The 18565-nt window shown below is 69.2% G+C and carries 17 protein-coding genes and 1 tRNA gene; 13 read left to right on the top strand and 5 right to left on the bottom strand.

Going from position 1 to position 18565, the window contains the following annotated elements; all coding sequences use genetic code 11:
* Nucleotides 1-2 precede the first annotated feature (2 nt).
* The 5 genes from argF (at nt 3) to VB739_RS01410 (ending at nt 4068) form a co-directional block, all read left to right on the top strand.
* Nucleotides 3-965 carry an ornithine carbamoyltransferase gene (argF, locus tag VB739_RS01430; protein WP_323355361.1) on the top strand — a complete coding sequence of 321 codons (963 nt, stop codon included), beginning with the start codon at nt 3-5 and terminating at the stop codon, nt 963-965.
* 70 nt (nt 966-1035) lie between these two features.
* Nucleotides 1036-1650, top strand: a complete 615-nt coding sequence (gene lexA, locus VB739_RS01425; protein WP_416233284.1) for a transcriptional repressor LexA — start codon at nt 1036-1038, stop codon at nt 1648-1650.
* Nucleotides 1651-1716: 66 nt separating this feature from the next.
* Nucleotides 1717-1789: transfer RNA gene (locus tag VB739_RS01420), tRNA-Ala, on the top strand.
* Between the two features lie 120 nt (nt 1790-1909).
* Nucleotides 1910-3487 (top strand): APC family permease, encoded by a 1578-nt coding sequence (locus tag VB739_RS01415; protein WP_323355360.1) that lies wholly within the window; start codon nt 1910-1912, stop codon nt 3485-3487.
* A 152-nt stretch (nt 3488-3639) separates the two neighbouring features.
* Nucleotides 3640-4068, top strand: coding sequence for a hypothetical protein (locus VB739_RS01410; RefSeq protein WP_323355359.1), 429 nt, complete (start codon nt 3640-3642; stop codon nt 4066-4068).
* Between the two features lie 28 nt (nt 4069-4096).
* Here the strand turns inward: VB739_RS01410 and VB739_RS01405 are convergent, their stop codons facing one another.
* Both VB739_RS01405 and VB739_RS01400 read right to left on the bottom strand, forming a co-directional pair.
* A complete protein-coding gene (locus VB739_RS01405) occupies nt 4097-6661 on the bottom strand; it encodes an arylsulfatase (RefSeq protein WP_323355358.1) in 2565 nt (854 codons plus the stop codon).
* On the bottom strand, nt 6654-7610 hold the full coding sequence (locus tag VB739_RS01400; RefSeq protein ID WP_416233285.1) for a formylglycine-generating enzyme family protein: 957 nt from the start codon (nt 7608-7610) through the stop codon (nt 6654-6656). Before VB739_RS01400 ends, VB739_RS01405 begins: the two co-directional genes overlap by 8 nt.
* A gap of 434 nt (nt 7611-8044) precedes the next feature.
* Here VB739_RS01400 and VB739_RS01395 point away from each other — a divergent pair, with 434 nt between their 5' ends.
* The 5 genes from VB739_RS01395 (at nt 8045) to VB739_RS01375 (ending at nt 13160) form a co-directional block, all read left to right on the top strand.
* On the top strand, nt 8045-8569 hold the full coding sequence (locus VB739_RS01395; protein ID WP_323355357.1) for a type IV pilin-like G/H family protein: 525 nt from the start codon (nt 8045-8047) through the stop codon (nt 8567-8569).
* Complete coding sequence (locus VB739_RS01390) at nt 8566-9576, top strand: AraC family transcriptional regulator (RefSeq protein WP_323355356.1); 1011 nt, start codon at nt 8566-8568, stop codon at nt 9574-9576. The genes VB739_RS01395 and VB739_RS01390 overlap by 4 nt, the downstream gene beginning before the upstream one ends.
* 99 nt (nt 9577-9675) lie before the next feature.
* Nucleotides 9676-10350 (top strand): hypothetical protein, encoded by a 675-nt coding sequence (locus VB739_RS01385; protein ID WP_323355355.1) that lies wholly within the window; start codon nt 9676-9678, stop codon nt 10348-10350.
* 57 nt (nt 10351-10407) lie between these two features.
* Nucleotides 10408-12048, top strand: coding sequence for a mechanosensitive ion channel family protein (locus VB739_RS01380; protein WP_323355354.1), 1641 nt, complete (start codon nt 10408-10410; stop codon nt 12046-12048).
* A gap of 56 nt (nt 12049-12104) precedes the next feature.
* A complete protein-coding gene (locus tag VB739_RS01375; protein WP_323355353.1) occupies nt 12105-13160 on the top strand; it encodes a mechanosensitive ion channel family protein in 1056 nt (351 codons plus the stop codon).
* Nucleotides 13161-13184: 24 nt separating this feature from the next.
* On the opposite strand, the gene VB739_RS01370 is transcribed toward VB739_RS01375, so the two are convergent.
* Nucleotides 13185-14666, bottom strand: coding sequence for an apolipoprotein N-acyltransferase (locus tag VB739_RS01370; RefSeq protein ID WP_323355352.1), 1482 nt, complete (start codon nt 14664-14666; stop codon nt 13185-13187).
* 65 nt (nt 14667-14731) lie between these two features.
* On the opposite strand from VB739_RS01370, the gene VB739_RS01365 reads away from it, so the two are divergent.
* From VB739_RS01365 to VB739_RS01355, 3 genes are all read left to right on the top strand, one after another.
* Nucleotides 14732-15073 carry a phasin family protein gene (locus VB739_RS01365; protein ID WP_259725808.1) on the top strand — a complete coding sequence of 114 codons (342 nt, stop codon included), beginning with the start codon at nt 14732-14734 and terminating at the stop codon, nt 15071-15073.
* Nucleotides 15074-15111: 38 nt separating this feature from the next.
* The gene (locus VB739_RS01360) at nt 15112-15762 is read left to right on the top strand and encodes an FKBP-type peptidyl-prolyl cis-trans isomerase (protein ID WP_323355351.1); all 651 of its coding nucleotides are present in this window, start codon (nt 15112-15114) and stop codon (nt 15760-15762) included.
* 70 nt (nt 15763-15832) lie between these two features.
* Nucleotides 15833-16432 (top strand): superoxide dismutase, encoded by a 600-nt coding sequence (locus tag VB739_RS01355; RefSeq protein ID WP_323355350.1) that lies wholly within the window; start codon nt 15833-15835, stop codon nt 16430-16432.
* On the opposite strand, the gene queA is transcribed toward VB739_RS01355, so the two are convergent.
* Both queA and VB739_RS01345 read right to left on the bottom strand, forming a co-directional pair.
* Entirely contained in the window at nt 16433-17575 is a 1143-nt protein-coding gene (queA, locus tag VB739_RS01350; protein WP_323355445.1) for a tRNA preQ1(34) S-adenosylmethionine ribosyltransferase-isomerase QueA, read from the bottom strand.
* 31 nt (nt 17576-17606) lie between these two features.
* The coding region (locus VB739_RS01345; RefSeq protein ID WP_323355349.1) for a dihydrolipoamide acetyltransferase family protein at nt 17607-18565 on the bottom strand (959 nt) is incomplete at its 5' end.

The raw sequence follows: 18565 nt of genomic DNA, 5'->3' as shown, positions 1-18565 counted from the left end.
CCATGGTGTCCCCCTCAGCCCCGCTCGCCGCCCTCAAGGGCCGCGACCTTCTTTCCTCGGCCGACCTGGACGGTCCCCAGACCCTGGCCCTGCTGGAGCTGGCCCGCCAGCTGAAGAGCGGCGAACGACGTATCGACCTGGCAGGGAAGGTGTTGGGGCTGATCTTCTCCAAGGCTTCCACCCGCACCCGGGTGAGTTTCATCGTCGCCATGGCCCGGCTCGGCGGTCAGACGATCGACCTCAACCCGGCCGTCACCCAGGTGGGCCGTGGCGAGCCGATCGCCGACACGGCCCGGGTGCTGAGCCGCTATTGCGATGCCCTGGCGATCCGCACCTTCGCCCAGGAGGACCTGGCCGACTACGCGCACTGGGCCTCGATCCCGGTGATCAACGCCCTCACCGACCTGGAGCACCCCTGCCAGGCCCTGGCCGACGCCCTGACGATCCAGGAGCGCTTCGGCCATGGCCCCACCGACCTGCACGGCCTCACCCTGGCCTACGTGGGCGACGGCAACAACATGGCCCACTCGCTGATGCTCGTCGGGGCGCTGCTGGGGATGGACGTGCGCGTCGGCTGCCCCGATGGCTTCGCCCCCAGCCCGACCGTGGTGGAGCAGGCCCGGTCCCTCGCCGGCGGGCGGAGCTCGATCACAGTGCTGCAGGACCCCGTGGCGACAGCCCTCGGCGCCCATGTGCTCTACACCGATGTGTGGGCCTCGATGGGCCAGGAGGAGGAGCAGGCCCAGCGGGAGCAGGCCTTCGCCGGCTGGTGCCTCGACGAGGACCTGCTGGCCGAGGCCGATCCGCGGGCGATCGTGCTCCACTGTCTGCCGGCCCACCGGGGCGAGGAGATCAGCGCCGGTGTGATCGAGGGGGCCGCCAGCCGGGTGTTCGACCAGGCGGAGAACCGCCTGCACGTCCAGCAGGCCCTGCTGGCGACCCTGCTGGGGGGCGTGGCCGACTGATCGGCCGCCGGCGGGAGTGGACAAAACGCCCGCGGGATGGCAGAAAGGAAGTGGTTCATCCGTACTGCCCGTGTTTGCCACCCATCAGGAGCTCACCGAGGCCCAGCGGGAGCTCTACGACTGGCTCGCCGACTACATCGGCAGTCACCGCCACAGCCCCTCGATCCGCCAGATGATGGAGGCCATGGGCCTGCGTTCGCCGGCGCCGATCCAGAGCCGCCTGCGCCACCTGCAGCAGAAGGGCTGGATCACCTGGCAGGAGGGGCAGGCCCGCACCCTGCAGCTGCTCGGTGACACCCGCACAGGCATTCCGGTGCTCGGGGCCGTGGCCGCCGGCGGGCTGGTGGAAACCTTCGACGACGTGCAGGACCGCCTCGATCTGGCCCCCGTGCTCGACACCCGCGGCCTGTTCGCCCTCACGGTCAACGGCGATTCGATGGTGGACGCCCACATCGCCGATGGCGATGTGGTGCTGATGGAACCGGTGGCCGACCCCTCCCGCCTGCGGGAGGGCACAATTGTCAGCGCCCTGGTGCCTGGCAGCGGCACCACCCTCAAACATTTCCACCGCCAGGGCAGCCAGGTGCGCCTGGAGGCCGCCAACCCTGCCTACGAACCGATCCTGGTGCCCGCCGACCAGGTGAGCGTCCAGGGCCGGCTGGTGGCTGTCTGGCGCCAGGTTTGAGGCGGCCGGAGGGGCGGTCGGCCACGTTGTAAGCTCCTCAAGCGCCGGTTCAGCCGGGGCATCAATGGGGCCATAGCTCAGCTGGTAGAGCACCTGCATGGCATGCAGGGGGTCAGCGGTTCGAATCCGCTTGGCTCCATCCCCTGAAAACCCCGGCCTTGCTGGGGTCTTCTTGTTTGTAGCGTCGATCCCAATCAACCCAGCGGGGCAGCCCATCCGCCTGCAGGATGGCCACAGCCCAGTGGCTCCCCTTGCAGCGATGAGCGACACCGGCCTCTCCCGCCAGCTCGGCCTTCGCTCGATGACCCTGGCGGTGGTCACCAGCACCATTGGTTCGGGCTGGCTGTTCGCCCCCTTCTATGCCGCGCGTTTCGCCGGGCCGGCCGCCCTCGGCGCCTGGCTGCTGGGCGGGCTGCTGGCCTTTGCCCTGGCCCTGGTGTTTGCCGAGCTTGGGGCCCTGGTGAGCAGTTCCGGCGCCCTGGCCCAGATCCCCCTGCTCAGCCACGGCCGCACCGCCGGTTTCATCGGCGGCTGGTGCGCCTGGGTCTCCTATCTGGCCCTGCCCAGCATCGAGGTGATGGCGGTGATGCAGTACCTGGCCAGCAGTGCTCCCTGGCTCACCGCCGACAACGGTGCCGGCCAGGTGCTCAGCGGCGCCGGCCTGGCCCTGGCCAGCCTGCTGCTGGTGCTGCTGGCCTGGATCAACCTGGCCGGCGTGGGCTGGCTGGCCCGCTGGATCGACGGCCTCACCAGCTGGAAGCTGGTGGTGCCGCTGGTCGTCTCGATCACCCTGATGCTGATGTCCGGCCACTGGGGCAACCTGGTCCCCCTGGCCCAGCCGGTGGGGACAACCCTTGAAGGCATGGTTCGGGCCATCAGCAGCGGCGGCATTCTGTTTTCGCTGCTGGGTTTTCGCACCGCCATGGACCTGGCCGGGGAGGCCCGCCAACCGCAGCGCACCGTGCCCATCGCCATGGCCCTGGGCCTGGGTATCTCGCTGCTGATCTACCTGCTGCTGCAGCTGGCCTTCCTGGTGGCCGTGCCCCCCGAGGAGCTCAGCGGCGGCTGGGCCGCGCTCCGCCTGAGCGCCCACGGCGGGCCACTGGTGGCCCTGGCCCTGGGGTTGGGCCTGGGCTGGGTCGGCCGGCTGCTGCTCCTGGATGCGGTGGTCTCTCCCACGGCCACCGCCATGGCCTACATGGGAGCCGCTTCACGGGTGGGCTGGATGATGGGCCGCTGCGGGCTGCTGCCCAACGTGCTCGGCCGGATCAATCGCCAGGCCGTGCCGTCGGTGGCCCTGGTGATCAGCCTTGTCCTGGGCATCGGCCTGCTGCTGATCGGCCCCGGATGGCAGAGCGTGGTGAGTCTGCTCACCGCCACCCTGGTCATTGCCCTGGCCATGGGTCCGGTGAGCCTGGCCGCCCTGCGCTTGCAGCTCCCCGGCAGACCCCGGCCTTACCACCTGCCCTGCGCCAGGCTCTGGTGCCCCCTGGCCTTCGTGCTGGCCACCTGGGCCATCAGCTGGTGCGGCACCGCCTCCCTGCGGGGTGCCGTGCTGATCGTGTTGCTGCCGGCCATCGCCTTCGTGCTGCTCGACCTCAAGGGCCAGCCCCATGGCGATGGGCAGAGCGGCGAGCCGCCCGGCGCCCCACTGAACCTTCGTCAGGGGCTGTGGTGGTTTCTCTATCTCGGTGGCCTGGTGGCCATCACCGCCTGGCCGCTGGAGCTGGCCGCTGAGCTGATCGTGCTGGGGGTCTGGGCGCTGCTGGTGTTCCCGCTGGCGGTGCACTCCCGGCTGGCGGCGGTGTCTCCCTGGGCAGGGATCGGCGGGAACTGATTCCCAGGGCGCGGGGCAAGGCCGCTTCCACCTCGCCGGCTGGGCCGGGACATGAGGATCCGATCAGGTGCTGTGATCCAACCGGCTGGTGGGAACGCTTCCTGATGGTGCAGCGGACAGGATGAGCAGATCCTTTCTTTGCCCTTGGTCCCATGGAGATTGACCCACTCCCTGCGGCGATCGCTGCGCGACGCCCCGGGCCGCGATGGCAACGGCGGTGGTGGCGCCCCGGGCACGCCCTGCTGCTTGCCGGGGGCGTGGGAGTGGGCCTGGCGTTGCTCTCCCCAGCTGGCGGCAAAGCCGAAGCCATCGTGGAACCCGACAGCGGCTCCCTGGCGCCGATCGAGCGCGAGGCCTTCCGGCAGCAGTACGGCCAGGAAGGCCTGTTCCGGTTGCGGCTGGGGGTGGATGCGGCCGAGCAGAACCTAAAGGCTGGGGCCGCTCCCCAGCCCTGCCCTGCCGCCTCCTGGAACAGCTCACTTCAGAAGCAGCGTTATGACACGGCCCTGAGCCGCAGGCAGTACTACCTGGCCGGTGAAGCCCTCGGGGAATGGCGGCGGCTGTGTCCTGCCAGCCCTTGAGCCGCGTCGGGGGGGGTGGCCCCCCTGCTCACTCACTGACGGCCTTGGTGCGCATCGCCGCCTCCAGGCTCCTGATCTCCTCCGGCGACAGCTTGGGCCGATCGAGCTTGAGCGTCAGCTTGTTGAGCTTGCCGGTGAAGCGGAACGGCGGCTGGTAGTCGGCGTCATTGACGCCCGTGAGAGTGTCGGAGCCGACATCGAAGCTTTCGTCCCACTGCAGGATCATCGGCAGGGTCTTGGCCATGGTCTTGGTGGCGACCACCTTGCCATCCACCTTGAGGGTGCCGGTGCCGGGGCGGCCGACGCCGCTGAAGTCGTTGAAGGCCAGGGTGCCGGCCCCCTTGCCGTCGTAGACGAAATCGAACTCCACCTTGTGTTTGCCGGGGGTGAGGGGATCGGTGCCCTCCCACTTGAGCCGCTCCAGATCCACCATGTTCCAGACCCACACGGGCTTGCTGTTCTTCAGGTAGAAGCCGTAGCCCCCGAAGCGGCCCCCGGAGGTGAGCAGCATGCCCTCGGCGCCGCCGGCCTGCACGTCGATGTCGGCGGTGACGGTGTAGGAGGTGTTGAGCAGCAGCGGGGAATCCCCTTGGGGCAGCCCCACCATCGGATGGGTGTACACGAATTCGGTGCGGCCGGCGGTGATGTTGGGCCGGGGGGCCACGATCCGTGCCGCCACCGAGGCATCGAGCGGGAACACCTGGTACTTGTTGGCCTCGGCGATGAAGGCCGCCTTCATCTCCTTCACCTTGCCGGGGTTCTGGGCCGCCAGGTCGGTGGTCTGGCTGAAATCGTTGTTCAGGTTGTAGAGCTCGAGCACCTGGTTGTTGAGAGGATCCGGGTTGGCCGGGCCGAAGGCCTCCCAGGGAGCCCGGTTCACCTTGGTGCTGAGCAGCCAGCCCTCGTTGTAGAGCGCCCACTGGCCCATCATCTCGAAGTACTGGGTCTTATGGCGGGTGGGCACCTTGGCGTTCTTGGCATCGAAGGTGTAAAGGAAGCTGGTGCCTTCGATCGGCTTCTGGGGAATCCCGTCCACCACCTCGGGCGCCCGCAGTCCGGCGGCCTCCAGGATCGTCGGCACCACGTCGATCACGTGCACGAACTGCTCTCGCAGACCTCCCTTGTCCTTGATCCGCGCCGGCCACGACACCACCATGTTCTGGTTCACGCCACCAAGCCGGGAGGCGTTCTGCTTGAACCAGCTGAAGGGGGTGTCGAAGGCCCAGGACCAACCCGCCGACATGTGGTTGTAGGTGAGAGCAGTGCCCCACACGTCGTAGAATTTCATCTGCACCTCAACCGGCAGTTTGTTGAGGCCATTGAAGAAGGCGACCTCGTTGGGGGTGCCAAGGGGCCCGCCTTCGGCGCTGGTGCCGTTGTCGCCGTTGATGTAGATGATCAGCGTGTTGTCGAGCTTGCCGAGGTCGTCGAACTGCTGGATCACCCGGCCGATTTCGTCATCGCTGTAGGCGGCGTAGGCGGCGAACACCTCCACCTGGCGAATGAACAGTTTCTGGGCCTCCGGACTCAATTTGTCCCAGGGGGTGATCACATCGGCGGGCCAGGGGTCCAGCTTGGCGTCCTTGGGGATCACGCCGAGTTTTTTCTGATTGGCGAAGATGCGCTCCCTCAGTTTCTCGTAGCCGTCATCGAACAGATGCATGGCATGGATCCGCTCCACCCACTCCTTGGTGGGGTGATGGGGCGCATGGGTGGCCCCGGGGGCGTACTTGATGAACAGCGGCTTGCTGGGGTTGATCTGGTGCATCCGCGCCATGTAGTCGATGGCGTCATCGGCCATCTCTGTCACCAGGTTCCAGCTGCCTGGCTCCTTGCCCTCGAAGGGATAGATCTGGGTGGTGTTGCGGAACAGGTTGGGCTGCCACTGGTTGGCATCTCCGCCCACGAAGCCGTAGAAGTACTCAAAGCCCATGCCGGTGGGCCACTGATCAAATGGTCCGCTCTGGCTGGCCTGGAACGCCGGTACGTTGTGGTCCTTGCCGAACCAGGCCGTTGAGTAGCCGTTGTCCTTGAGCAAGCGGCCGATCGTGGCCTTGTCCCGCTCAATGATGCTGTTGTAGCCGGGGAAACCGGTGGACTGCTCTGAGATCACTCCGAAACCGGCGGAGTGATGGTTGCGGCCGGTGATCAGGGCGGCGCGAGTGGGGGAGCACAGGGCCGTTGAGAACATGCGGTTGTAGCGCAGCCCCGCCTTGGCGACGCGGTCCATCGCCGGGGTGGGGATCACCCCGCCGAAGGTGCTGGGAACACCGAAGCCTGCGTCGTCGGTGATGATCAGCAGCACATTGGGCGCGCTCTGAGGCGGCACGATCTGCGGTGCCCACCAGGGTTTTGACTGCAGGGCACCGTCCTTGATCACCCCGCCGAAGGCAGGCGCCGGGGCCGGCAGCTGGTTACCGGGGAGCGTCGTGGTGGCGTTGGGGGCTCCCGCTGTGCCGGTGATGCGCTGGGCCAGGGCCGGCACGGCGCCGAACGACCAGCCCACCAGGGCCAGGGCCAGGCACGCCGGCACCAGGCGCCGCAGCAGGCGGCCGAAGGCGACGCTGAGGCGGGTCAGGGGACGCTCAGGCATGGGTGGTCAGGGCAGGGGAAACGAGTCGGAAACCGATGTGGGAGGTGCCGGTGTCGGGGCTTTCCGCCTCCCGCGCCGCCGGCCGGTAGCGGCTGCAGAAGTTGGGGGCGCACAGGAAGGAGCCCCCCTTGATGACGTGCTTGGCCACCCCGGGCTCGCGCGGATCGCTGCTGGCGGCAGGGTCGGCCAGCACAGGATCGTCCTGGCCAGCGAGGCGATCGTGGCCGGGCCGGTACCAGTCCGCCGTCCACTCCCAGACATTGCCGGTCATGTCCTGCAGTCCGTAGCCGTTGGGGGGGAAGCTGCCCACCGGAGCGGTGCCGGTGAAGCCATCGTCGGCGGTGTTGCTGACGGGAAACTCCCCCTGCCAGGTGTTGGCCAGACCCGCTCGCCAGCTGTCGCCCCAGCTGAAGGCCCGATCCCTCAGTCCGCCCCGGGCGGCGAATTCCCACTGGGCCTCGCTGGGGAGGGCGGCGCCGGCCCAGACCGCATAGGCCTCGGCATCCGCCAGCGACACCTGCACCACCGGATGGTCGAGCCGGTCGTCGATCGAACTGCCGGGGCCTTCGGGGTGGCGCCAGTCGGCCCCCGGCACCCATTGCCACCAGCTGAGCTCCTCCAGGGGCTCGCCGGGGGAGGGCGGCCGGAACACCACCGAGCCGGGGCGGCGCTCGGCGGCGGAGAGCTGCGGGAACTGCTCCTGGGACAGGGGCCGCTCCGCCTGGGTCCGGTAGCCGGTGGCGGCCACGAAGGCGGCGAACTCGCGGTTGGTCACCTCCGTGCGGCCGATGCAGAAGGCCTGCAGCCGCACCGGCGCCTCCGACTGCGCCTCCTCCGGCAGGCGGCCCGCCGCGCCGATGCGGTAGTGGCCGCCGGGGATCGGCGCCATGGCCGGCGGGCAGCTCTCCACCGCCGGGGCGGGGGCGGGCCCCAGCAGCAGGACTCCCATCGCCAGCATCAGCAGGACGGCCAGCGCCAGCGAGCTGACCTCAGGACGATGAACAAGCACGGATTCGCTGGGGCCTGCGGATGGCTCACGGTCCGCATTGTGGGGGCGCGAAAGTGCGCTTCAGCGTCGCATTGATCACCTTCGACACACTCGTTGGCCGATCGATCGGGCGACCGGCCACCGATGAATGCAGGACGGCAAGACTGTCGCAGCAGCGCAGAAGTGCCGCCCTGATCTTGTCAGGGAAGACAACAGGCTGTTCCGTGTCCAGCAGGGTCGACGCCGGCCAGCATGACGCGCTGGTCCGCTCGGCCACCGGTGCGGAAGGAGGAGACTCCCCGACAGGACCGTTGTTGAAACACCCGGGCTGAGGACAGCCCCCGTCCTCTTGCGCCCCCCTCCATCTCGCCTCCAGGATTCCGACTCCCCCACCCATGACCTCCCTCCTTCCCCGCCACGACCGCCCGACGCTGCTGGCCTGCCTGCTCCTCGGCATCGCGGCGACCTGCCCCGGGGCCGGGGCACAGCCCCAGACAAGTCCTGATCAGACGGCGGCACTCAACGCCGTGGCCCGGATGATGGAGGCGCAGCGCACTTATTACCAGAGAAACGGCGCCTTCCGGGCCACGGTCTCCAACATCCAGCGGGATTTCGGCATCACCCTGCCGGCCTCCTTCAATGACGCCGTTCGCACCACCACCGAAGCGGCCTACAGCTATGTGATTCCGGCCCAGTCACCCAAGATGGGGCAGCTGAACGCCTATGTGGGAGCCGCCTTCCTCACGCCCACCCAGAATCCCAGGATCACGACGATCATCTGCATGAACAGCCAGCCGGGTCAGATTCGTCCGGCGGACCCCCAGCTCGTGCTCGGCAGCCTCGTGGCCAATCCCACCGGCCGGGTCGTGCAGTGCGGTGACGCCTCGGTGGAAGTCACGGCCTCGGTCGTCAACGAATGACGGCCACGGCTCCGCTCACGCTGCTGGAGTCACGGGCGGTGGAGGTCAACGACCCCGCCGCCCTGCTGGATCGGGTGGCGCGGGACTTCCCCCTCAACGCCTTCCTGGACTCCCCCCGGAGCGGTGGCTTCTTCCATCGCAGCGGTGTGATCCACCTGGGGCAGATCGCGGTGTCCTGCAGCCGCCACTCCGCACTGGAGATCGGTTTCGACGATTCCCCGACCGCCACCCTCACCCTGCCCCTGTCCGGCGTTGCCGAGGTGGCGAGCGACGGCCATCGGCTGAAGCTCGAGGCAGGCCCGATGGCGGCCTACCTGCCCGGCGCCGCCTTCACGGCCAGCACCGGGGCCTTCGAGGAGGTGATGATCTGCCTCGATCGTCGGCGGCTGGTCGACACCGCCGCCGCCATGGGGGGATTCGGCGACAGCGCCGAGTCCTGTGTGCCGGCCTTCGAGCGCTCCCTGCGGGTGGATGGCGGCACCGCATCGGAGCAGGCCGAGCTGCTGAGCCATCTCCACCTGGCGCTGCGGATGCTGGAAGCCCCACTGCTGCGGTCGGTGGGCGGGCTCAGCGCCTCCCAGCTCGAGGATCTGCTGTTCCGGCTGGTGGCCGCCATCGTCTGCCCGGACGCGGTCGGGGGGACGGATCGGCCTGTCCCCGACCACCGCGGGAATCACCCCTTCGACGAGCTGCTGGAGTGGATCCAGGCCCATCTGCACACGCCGATCACCCCCACGGAGCTCAGTCGGCGCAGCGCCTACTCCCAGCGCAACCTGCAGTATCTGTTCCAACGCAGGTTCGGTTGCAGCCCCATGCAGTGGGTGAAACGCCAGCGGCTCAGCGCCGTGCACACCGATCTGCAACGGGCCCAGCCCGGCGAGACCGTGGCCGCCATTGCCCGCCGCCACGGCTTCGTCCAGATGTCGTCCTTCGCCGCCAGCTTCCAGCGGTGCTACGGCATCGCTCCCTCCCTCCTGCTGCGCCGGTCGCGCACCAACAGCTGCTGATGCAGCAACGGTGCCACCCATGCGAGGAGCCGATCGCTACCGACAAGCCCCCCCTCGCAGACTTAAAGCGTTGTCATCGTCCTTCCCCTGCGCACGCCGATGTCCCCCTCCTTCTCCCAGGCGGTCGAGGCCCTCACCGCCCAGGCCCAGACCCTGATCGCTGCCACCAGCGCCGAAGTCGACGCCCTGGGTGAAGAACTGGAGCAGGAGCGGCGCTTCCGGCGCCACCTGGAGGCCAACGCCGCTGCCAGGGCCCATGAGGTGGCCGCCCAGCAGGAGGAGGCCCGGCTGGTGCGGGAACGGCTTGAGGCCGAACTGGCCGAGGCCCGGGAGGGCCGACGCCGGGCCGAAGCGGAGGTGGAGCGCTTCCACGAGGCCGTGCGGCAGCAACTGGCCATCGCCGAACAGGAGCAGGCCGCCCTGGAGGAGGCCGAGCGGGAACGGGACCGCCTGCGCCAGGAGGCGATGGAGCGGCATCTGCAGGAGGCCGCCCAGGCTGCCGAGCACCAGCGTCAGGCCCTTCTGCTGGAGCTGGAGCAGGAGAAACGGGCACGCCTGAGGCTGGAGCGACGCCTTTCGGGGGTGCGCCAGGCCGTGCTCGATCTGCTGGAACCCCAGGACAACTTGGAGGACGGCTGCGGCGCGGCCGTAGACCAGAACGGCGCCGGCCTCGAGTCCTGGGGAGAGTACGCCGATGCAACGGGTCGACTGGGGCTGCGCAAGATCCTTGTGCCCCTGACGGCCGGCCAGGGCTCCAAGCCGACCCTCACCTGACGGCAAGCGGCACGGGCGCCAGGATCAGCGTCAAGCTGGTCGCAGCCCCCGGTCCCCATGACCCTCCAGCCCACCCTGCCGTCGCGCCGTTGGCCACGATGCGGCCTCGGCCGTCGGTCCCGGGGCCGCCTGGTGGTTCTGGCCGCCCTGGCGATCCTGCTGGTGGTGGCACCTTTCCATGGCGCCAGGGCCCAGGCACGGCCGGAGATCCCGGCCTTCCTGGAGCTGGATGGCCACCGCCTTTTCGAGGTCACCGCCTCGAAGGACTACTCGGCCAAGCAGCGGGTGGAGCGGGCCAACCGGCTCCTGCAGGACGTGGTGGCCTCGAAGCAGCCGGGAAAGATCGGCGTCCGGGAGCTGAACAACCTGCCCGTGATCACCCTCGATGGCGAGGTGATCCTCACGGTCACCCGTCGGGACACTCCCGAGACCATGGTCGTCGGGCAACAGGCCGAACTGTGGCGCCGGACCATCGCGTCGGCCATCGCCCGTGGACGGGCCCAGCGTCAGCCCGCCTACGTGGCCCGGAGGATCCCCGTGTCCCTCGGAATCCTGGGGCTGGCGTTCCTGTTGCAGCGGCTGCTGCGGCGGCTGTGGCAACGGTTCCTGCCTTCGGCCCTCACCCAGCCGCTGGCCAGCGAGCCCGGCAGTGTCCGGCCTCTGCGGGGCATGGACTGGCTGCTGCATGGGGTGCTGGTGGTGCTGCAGTTCGGGGTCTGGGTGGCGGCGGTCCGGGTGATCGCCGGTTTCTTTCCAGCCACCCGGTTGCTGATCAGCCGCCTGTTCGAGGCGGTCAGCGAGAGCCTGGGATCCCCCTTCCTGCCCTTGGGAGGACGCAGCTATTCGGTGCTGGACGCCGTCATCCTGGTGGCGCTCTTCCTGGTGCTGGTGCGCGGGGTGGCGTTCCTGACGGGCATGCTCCGCACCCGCGTGCTGCAGCGCACGGGCATCGAACCGGGCTCCCAGGAAGCGATCGCCTTCATCCTTCAGTACGGCCTGCTGTTCCTCGGCACGCTGGTTCTTCTGCAGCTTTGGGGCCTCAATCTCACCTCCCTCGCCCTGTTCGCCAGCGTCCTGGGGGTGGGGGTGGGCCTCGGCCTGCAGGGCATCGCCAAGAACCTGATCAGCGGCCTGATCATCATGTTCGAGCGGCCCATTCAGGTGAATGATTTCGTCGAGGTGGGCGACCTGCAGGGCACCGTGACCCGCGTCAATCTGCGCAGCACCGAGGTGGTGACCCTCGACCGCATTTCGATCATCGTTCCCAATGCGGAGTTTCTCGAATCCCGCGTTGTCAACTGGAGCCACGGCAGCCCGATCTCTCGCCTCAGGATTCCTGTGGGCGTGGCCTACGGCTCCGATTGCCAGCTGGTGCGCCAGGCCCTGCTGGACGCCTGCGAGGGCTTCCCCGACATCCTCGCGGCACCGCCCCCGTGGGTGTTCTTCACCGGCTTCGGAGAGAGTTCCCTGGACTTTCTGCTGCTGGTCTGGATCAGCCAGCCCCGGCGTCAGTACGAGATCCGCAGTGAACTTAACTTCCGCATCGAAGCGATGCTGCGCCGTCACGACCTGACCATCCCGTTTCCCCAGCGGGATCTGCACCTGCGCAACGAACGGATCGAGGTGGCCTTTCCCGCCGACATCACCGACGCTCTGATCGCGCGCCTGTCCCCACCACCACCGGACGCGGAAGCCTGAGGCGTGTCGGTACACCGGCCGTCTGTGCAAAGGTGTCAGGAGCCGACCAAGAACCCATGACGACCTTCGGCGTCACGTTCCTCACGGCCGCGATCCAGTTTGTGGGGGGCTCGGCCGTCGTCTGGCTGGTGACGATGCTGCTGGGACGCTTCCTGGGGCGGATCACCCGCCGCACCGCCAGCAGCACCGACGACACCGTGCTGCGGCTGGTGCTCGGCACCATCGCCCCCCTCGGGTATCTGGCCATGTTCTTCTGGGGCTGGCAGACCGTCGTCAGGGGCTGGGACGGCCTGCAGTTCGACCAGGGACCGCACCGGTTCGTGAGCGCTGCCGTTTTTCTGGTGGCGATCCTGCTGGTGGTGCGGCTGGTCAACAGAACGCTGCTCCTGCTGCTTAATCGATCGATGCTGCGGCTGGGGCGCCACGAACAGCTGGCCACCCTCGAGGGGCTGGCCCCCATGATCCGCACGATCATCTGGATCATCGGCCTCCTGGTGTTTTTCCAGAACCAGGGGGTGGAGCTGGGGGCCGTCTATGCCTCCCTGGCCGGCGCCGGCATCGGCCTCGGCCTGGCCCTGCGGGGCCCGTTCACCAACGTCATCAACTACATCACAATCCTGCTGGATGAGCCCTTCCACATCGGCGACTTCATCGTTTTCGGCGACGTGCTCGGGCCGGTGGAACGGGTGGGACTGCGCTCCTCGATCATCCGCAGCCTGAGCGGAGAGCGGATCGTGATCAGCAACGAGGAGCTGCTGACCCAGACCATCCGCAACTTCGGTGACCTGCCGCGGCGGCGGGTGGCCCACACCATCGGCGTGGTCTATCAGACGCCCGTGGAGCAGGTGGCCGCCATCCCCGAGCTCGTGGCCCGGGTCGTTAACGCCCATCCCCCGGCCGAATTCGACCGCTGCCACTTCACCGGCTTCGCCGACAGCGCCCTGGAATTCGAGTTCGTGTTCTTCGTCCCCGATGGCGACATGGTGCTGTATCTCGATTTGCAGCAGAAGATCAACCTCGGCATCCTGCGCCGTTTCGAGGAGCAGGCCATCGCCTTCGCCTATCCCACCCAGACCCTCTATCTGGAGCGCGCCACCGCCCAGGCTGCCTGAACCTCGACCGCAGCCCGGGGCCCTTCAGAAGCGCCAGCGCCAGAGGCCAGCCACCGCGGCGATCCCCAGCAGGGGCCACTCTCCCCAGCTGGCGTAGGGCGTCAGGGCGGAGCGCTGCCGCACCGTGAGGATCCCGGTGCCAGGCCGACCGGCCGGCAGCTGGTCGCCGATCCGCCCGTGGGCATCGACCACCAGGCTCGGTCCCGTATTGGCCGCACTGATCAGCCAGCGGCCGGTCTCGATCGCCCGCAGCTGGGCCAGCGCCCGGAACTGCCCCTGCAGCATCAACGGATAGGGATCCAGATTGGCCGTCGCCAGCAGCCAGCGGGCCCCCTCTCTGCTGGCGGCCGCCAGGGCGGCACCATCGGAGATCTCGTAGCAGATGGCCACGCCCACCGGCCCGCCCGGGCGGTCCAGCAGCCGGGAGGCCGCTCCCGGCTCGATCCCACCCACCGCCGACAGTCCGCTCCAGCGCCACAGCCCCACCAGCGGCACCCACTCGCCGAGCGGCACCACCCGGTGCTTGTCGATCCAGCTGCTGGGCAGCCATTCGCCGGGCGCGAAGCGGAGCACGCTGCTGCGCTGCTCGAGACCCTCACGGCGGAAACCGCCACTGAGCACCTCCACGGTCGCCGGCTCCGGCAGGGGCTGGCCCAGGGCCAGCGCCCCTTCGGGCAGCAGCAGCCCCGTGATCGCCTCAGGCGCCGGCGCGTCCTCAGGGAGCAGGGCCCGCCGCTGGGCCGCGGCCAGCTGGCGCAGCAGGCGCTGCTGCTGCTCCGGCAGAAACTTCTGGCGGGTGGGGGTGGCCGGCTGGAGCACCAGCCACCGCTCCACCGTCCCGTCCGCAGCGGGGCCGTCGCCGAGGAGCGCCAGGCCGAGCAGATGGGCTGCCATCACCAGGGCCAGGGTCACACCGACCCGGCGCAGCGGTCGGGCCGTCGCCGTCACCGTGCGCCACAGCCCCCAGCCAATCAGGAGCTGCACAGCGGCCAGCAGCCCCGCTCCACCGAGGGTCGCCAGACCAGCCAGGGCCCGATCCCCCGGCAGCGACGCCGCCCCCAGCCCCAGCCAGAACAGGGGACCGCGGGCCAGCAGCACCTCGGCCAGCCCCCACAGGGTCGCCGCCAGCAGCGCCGTGCTGGGCCGTGCGGGCTCGAGCCGGCCCACCAGCGCCGTCCAGGCCCCGACCAGCAGTCCGGCGGTCAGGCCGATGGCCAGCCACAGCGCCAGGCAGATCGGCAGGCTCAACGGGCCGGGAACGCCGATCCAGTCGAGGGGGTGGAGCCAGAGCAGCCAGCGGTGGCTCACCAGCACCGCCGCCAGCCCCCACAGCCCACCGCGCCAGAACCTGGACGGCGCGGTGCCACCGCGACTCGCCGTCAGGGACCAGAGCACGATCAGGCTGGGCCAGAGCAGCCAGGGCCAGCCCAGGGGCGGCAGGGCCACCCCCGCCAGGAGCCCGGCGGCCCCGGCGATGACCCAACCGGCACGACGGTCATTGCCCATGGTCAGCCTGCGCTGGAGGCGCCAAGGTCGAAAGAGTGACGCTGTTCCTCCAAGGAAACCTTTTCATGGACCAGGGCAATCTGCTGCAGATGCTGCTGCTGCGCGGCCTCGGCACCACCTCGCTGGTGGCCGACCGACTCAAGTACGTCAGCCAGGAATGGGTGAGCAGCGGCCGCCTCGACCCCAACCATGCCTCCGCTCTGGTGGAGGACGTGATGCGCGCCCTGAGGGGCGAGACGCCGGAGGTGGAACAACAGGCGGAACGCCAGCTGGAGCGCAACCGCGACCAGCTGCTGCAGGACCTGGGCCTGGCCCGCCAGCGGGAGCTTGACGAACTGCGTGGCCGCATTGATCGCCTGGAGCAGGCCCTGCGCCAGCGCCAGAACAGCGGCGAGAGCAGCGACTGATCGCACTGGCAGAATCGCCCCATCCAGGAACTTTCCGCATGCGCGACATCCTGATCAGCTCGTTCGTCTGTGTGGCCTGCCTGATGCTGGCCCTGGTGAGCCAGCTGGTGTCCCCCTCGGTGGTGGAAGCGTCTTCGCCGGCCGCAGCCGACGCTGGCGTGCAGCAGGCCCTGGCCCGCTCCGGCCCTGCCCCCACCGCACCGAAGGCCGGCCCCGCTGTAGCGGCTCCCCTTGAACTCGACCCCGACGTCCCCAACCCCACCCTGTTCACCATGGCCCCCGATTCCTCCAGCCCCGAGATCGCCGCCGCCGGCGCTGCGGCCCTGGGTGGGGAGCTCGTCTCCCCCACCGAGCGCACCACCCCCAGCGGCCTGCGCATCACCGACCTGGCCCTGGGCGAAGGCGCCGAAGCCAAGAGCGGCCAGACCGTGGTGGTCAACTACCGCGGCACCCTCACCAACGGCAAGGAGTTCGACAGCAGCTACGGACGCGGTCCGTTCTCCTTTCCCCTCGGCGCCGGCCGGGTGATCCGGGGCTGGGACGAGGGCGTGGCCGGGATGAAGGTGGGCGGCAAGCGCAAGCTGGTCATCCCCCCCGATCTGGCCTATGGCGAGCGCGGCGCCGGTGGCGTGATCCCCCCCAATGCCACCCTGGTGTTCGAGGTGGAACTGCTGGAGATCAAGGGCTGAGCACCGGCGCCGGATGGGCCAGGGTTCGGGTGACGATCGTTACAATGCCTCCTAACCACAACCGGTTTCCATGGCTCACCAGCTGCCCGAACTGCCCTACGGCCTCGACGCACTCGAGCCCCATATCTCCAGGCAGACCCTCGAGTTCCACCACGGCAAGCACCACGCCGCCTACGTCACCAACCTCAACAAGCTGATCGAAGGCGGTGACCTCGAAGACAAGAGCCTCGAAGAGGTGATCCTGGCCGTCGCCGGTGACGCCAGCAAGGCCGGGGTGTTCAACAACGCCGCCCAGGTGTGGAACCACAGCTTCTACTGGCAGTGCATCAAGCCCGGTGGCGGCGGCGCCCCCAGCGGCGCCCTGGCCGACAAGATCGCCGCCGACTTCGGCAGCTTCGAGGCCTTCACCGAGCAGTTCAAGGCCGCCGGTGCCACCCAGTTCGGCAGCGGCTGGGCCTGGCTGGTGCTCGATGGCGGCACCCTGAAGATCACCAAGACGGCCAATGCCGATCTGCCGCTGGCCCATGGCCAGAAGGCCCTGCTCACCATGGACGTCTGGGAGCACGCCTACTACCTCGACTACCAGAACCGCCGTCCCGACTACATGACCACCTACCTCGACAAGCTGGTCAACTGGGACTTCGTGGCCGCCAACTTCGCCGCCGCCTGATCAGGCGACGGGCGAACCCTTCCCCCCTGGCCGCGCGGTCTCCAGCACGGCCTCGGGGGGAATCCACATCGCATCTCCATAGGAGAAAAAGCGGTAGTTCCGCTCGATGGCTTCGGCGTAGAGGTTGAGCAGCCGGCGCCGGCCCACCAGGGCACTGACCAGCAGCAGCAGGGAGCTGCGCGGCAGATGGAAATTGGTCAGCAGTCCCTGCACCACGGCGAAGTGGAAACCGGGCTGGATCACCAGATTCACCGGCCCGGTGTGGGGCAGCAGCCGGCCGCCGTTCAAGGCGGCCACCCCCTCCAGGCTGCGCACACAGGTGGTGCCCACAGCGATCACCCGCCCTCCCCGGGCCCGGCAGGAGGCCACAGCCTGCACCAGCTCCCCGCTGACCTCCACCCACTCGCTATGGAGCGTCAGCCCCCTGAGGTCCTCGCCCTCCAGGGGGCGGAAGGTGCCCAGACCGACATGCAAGGTGACGGTGGCCCGCTGCACCCCCCTGGCTCGCAACGCCTCCAGCAGCTCGTCACTGAGGTGCAGACCCGCCGTGGGTGCCGCCACCGCGCCGGGCCTGGCGGCATAGCGGGTCTGGTAGCGGCTGTCATCCATCCCTTCACCGGGTTCGATGTAGGGCGGCAGGGGCATGGAGCCGTAGCGCTCCAGCAGCGGTTCAATCGCGGCAGCATCAGCGCAGCCGGGCGGGAAGCGCACGAAGCGGCCGCCGCTCTCCAGGTCGGTCCCCTCGATGCGCACCGGCAGCGGCGGCTCGCCCGGGGCCACCACCTCAAGCACCTCATCGGGACGCAACCGCTTGGCTGGCCGGGCCAGGCACAGCCAGAGGCCATCACCGCGGGGCTCAACCAGCAGGAGCTCCACCGCCCCACCGCTGGCCCGGCGCGCCGCCAGCCGGGCCCGCAGCACCCGCGTGTCGTTGACCACCAGCAGATCACCGGGCTCCAGCTCCTCCTGCAGATCCCAAACGCTGAGGTGGCGGGCCGCTGCCGCTGCCGGATCAGCAGCGGAAGGGGCCTCCAGGGCCAGCAGGCGGGCCCCATGGCGGGGCTCGACAGGCCTCTGGGCGATCAGCTCCTGCGGCAACGCGAACGCGTAGCTGGAGAGGAGCCCGTCGGCGGGATCCGGCACGGCGTTGGTGAACAAGCGGGAGGAAGGGGCCCTAGTGCGTCAGGCTCTCGGGCCGGTTCTCGATCAGGTCGGCCAGATCCTTGAGGAAGGCCGCCGCGTGGGTGCCGTAGATCACGCGGTGATCAGCGGTGAGGTTCACCTGCATCTGGCGCCGCACGGCGATCGACCCGTCCGTGAGGGCCGCCACCACGGGCCTTGAGGCGGCCACCGCCAGGATGGCGCCGGTGCCCGGCGGCAGGATCGCATCGAAGCGATCGACCCCGAACATGCCCAGGTTGGAAAGGGTGAAGGTGCCGGTGGTGTACTCCTCCGGTTTGAGCTGTTTGGAACGGGAGCGGGCCACCAGATCGGCCCACTGGCGCGACAGCGCGTAGAGGTCGGTGCGATCGGCAGCGGCCAGCACCGGGGTGATCAGGCCGCCGTCATCCATGGCCACCGCCACGGCCACGTTGATGGCCGCCGGGTAGGCCATGCCGGCCTCACTGGCCGAGGCGTTCAGCTGGGGGTGGCGGGCCAGGGTGACGCCCACCGCCTTGGCCAGCAGGGCCGTCATCGTGACGCCCTTGGACTTCACCTGCTTGTAGAAGGCATCGAGCCGGTCGGTGGTGATCGTGTAGCCGACATGGAAGCAGGGGACCGCCAGGCTGGTGTTCATGTTGCGGACCACCGCCTGCTGCAGGGTGTTGAAGGCCACCGTCTCACCGGCGCGGCCGAAGGCCTGTCCCGCCGGCGCGGCCGGAGCGGCAGCGGCGCCGTTGCCCGTGGCGACCGCCATCGCCGGGGCGGTGCCCTCGGCCACCCGTGGCACGCTCACCGGTTGGCCGGTGGCCTGCTCCACATCCTCGGCCTGGATCCGGCCGTTGGGTCCGCTGCCCCGCACCGAGGCCAGGGCCACCCCCAGCTGGGCCGCCAGCTTGCGGGCCCGGGGGGTGGCCACCACACGGCCGTCTCCGGCGCTTGCTGGCACAGCCACCGGTGCCGGTGCAACGA

The sequence above is a fragment of the Cyanobium gracile UHCC 0281 genome, from assembly GCF_034931305.1.
Lineage (GTDB): Bacteria > Cyanobacteriota > Cyanobacteriia > PCC-6307 > Cyanobiaceae > Cyanobium > Cyanobium gracile_A.
This window is presented reverse-complemented; position numbering and strand designations above follow the sequence as displayed.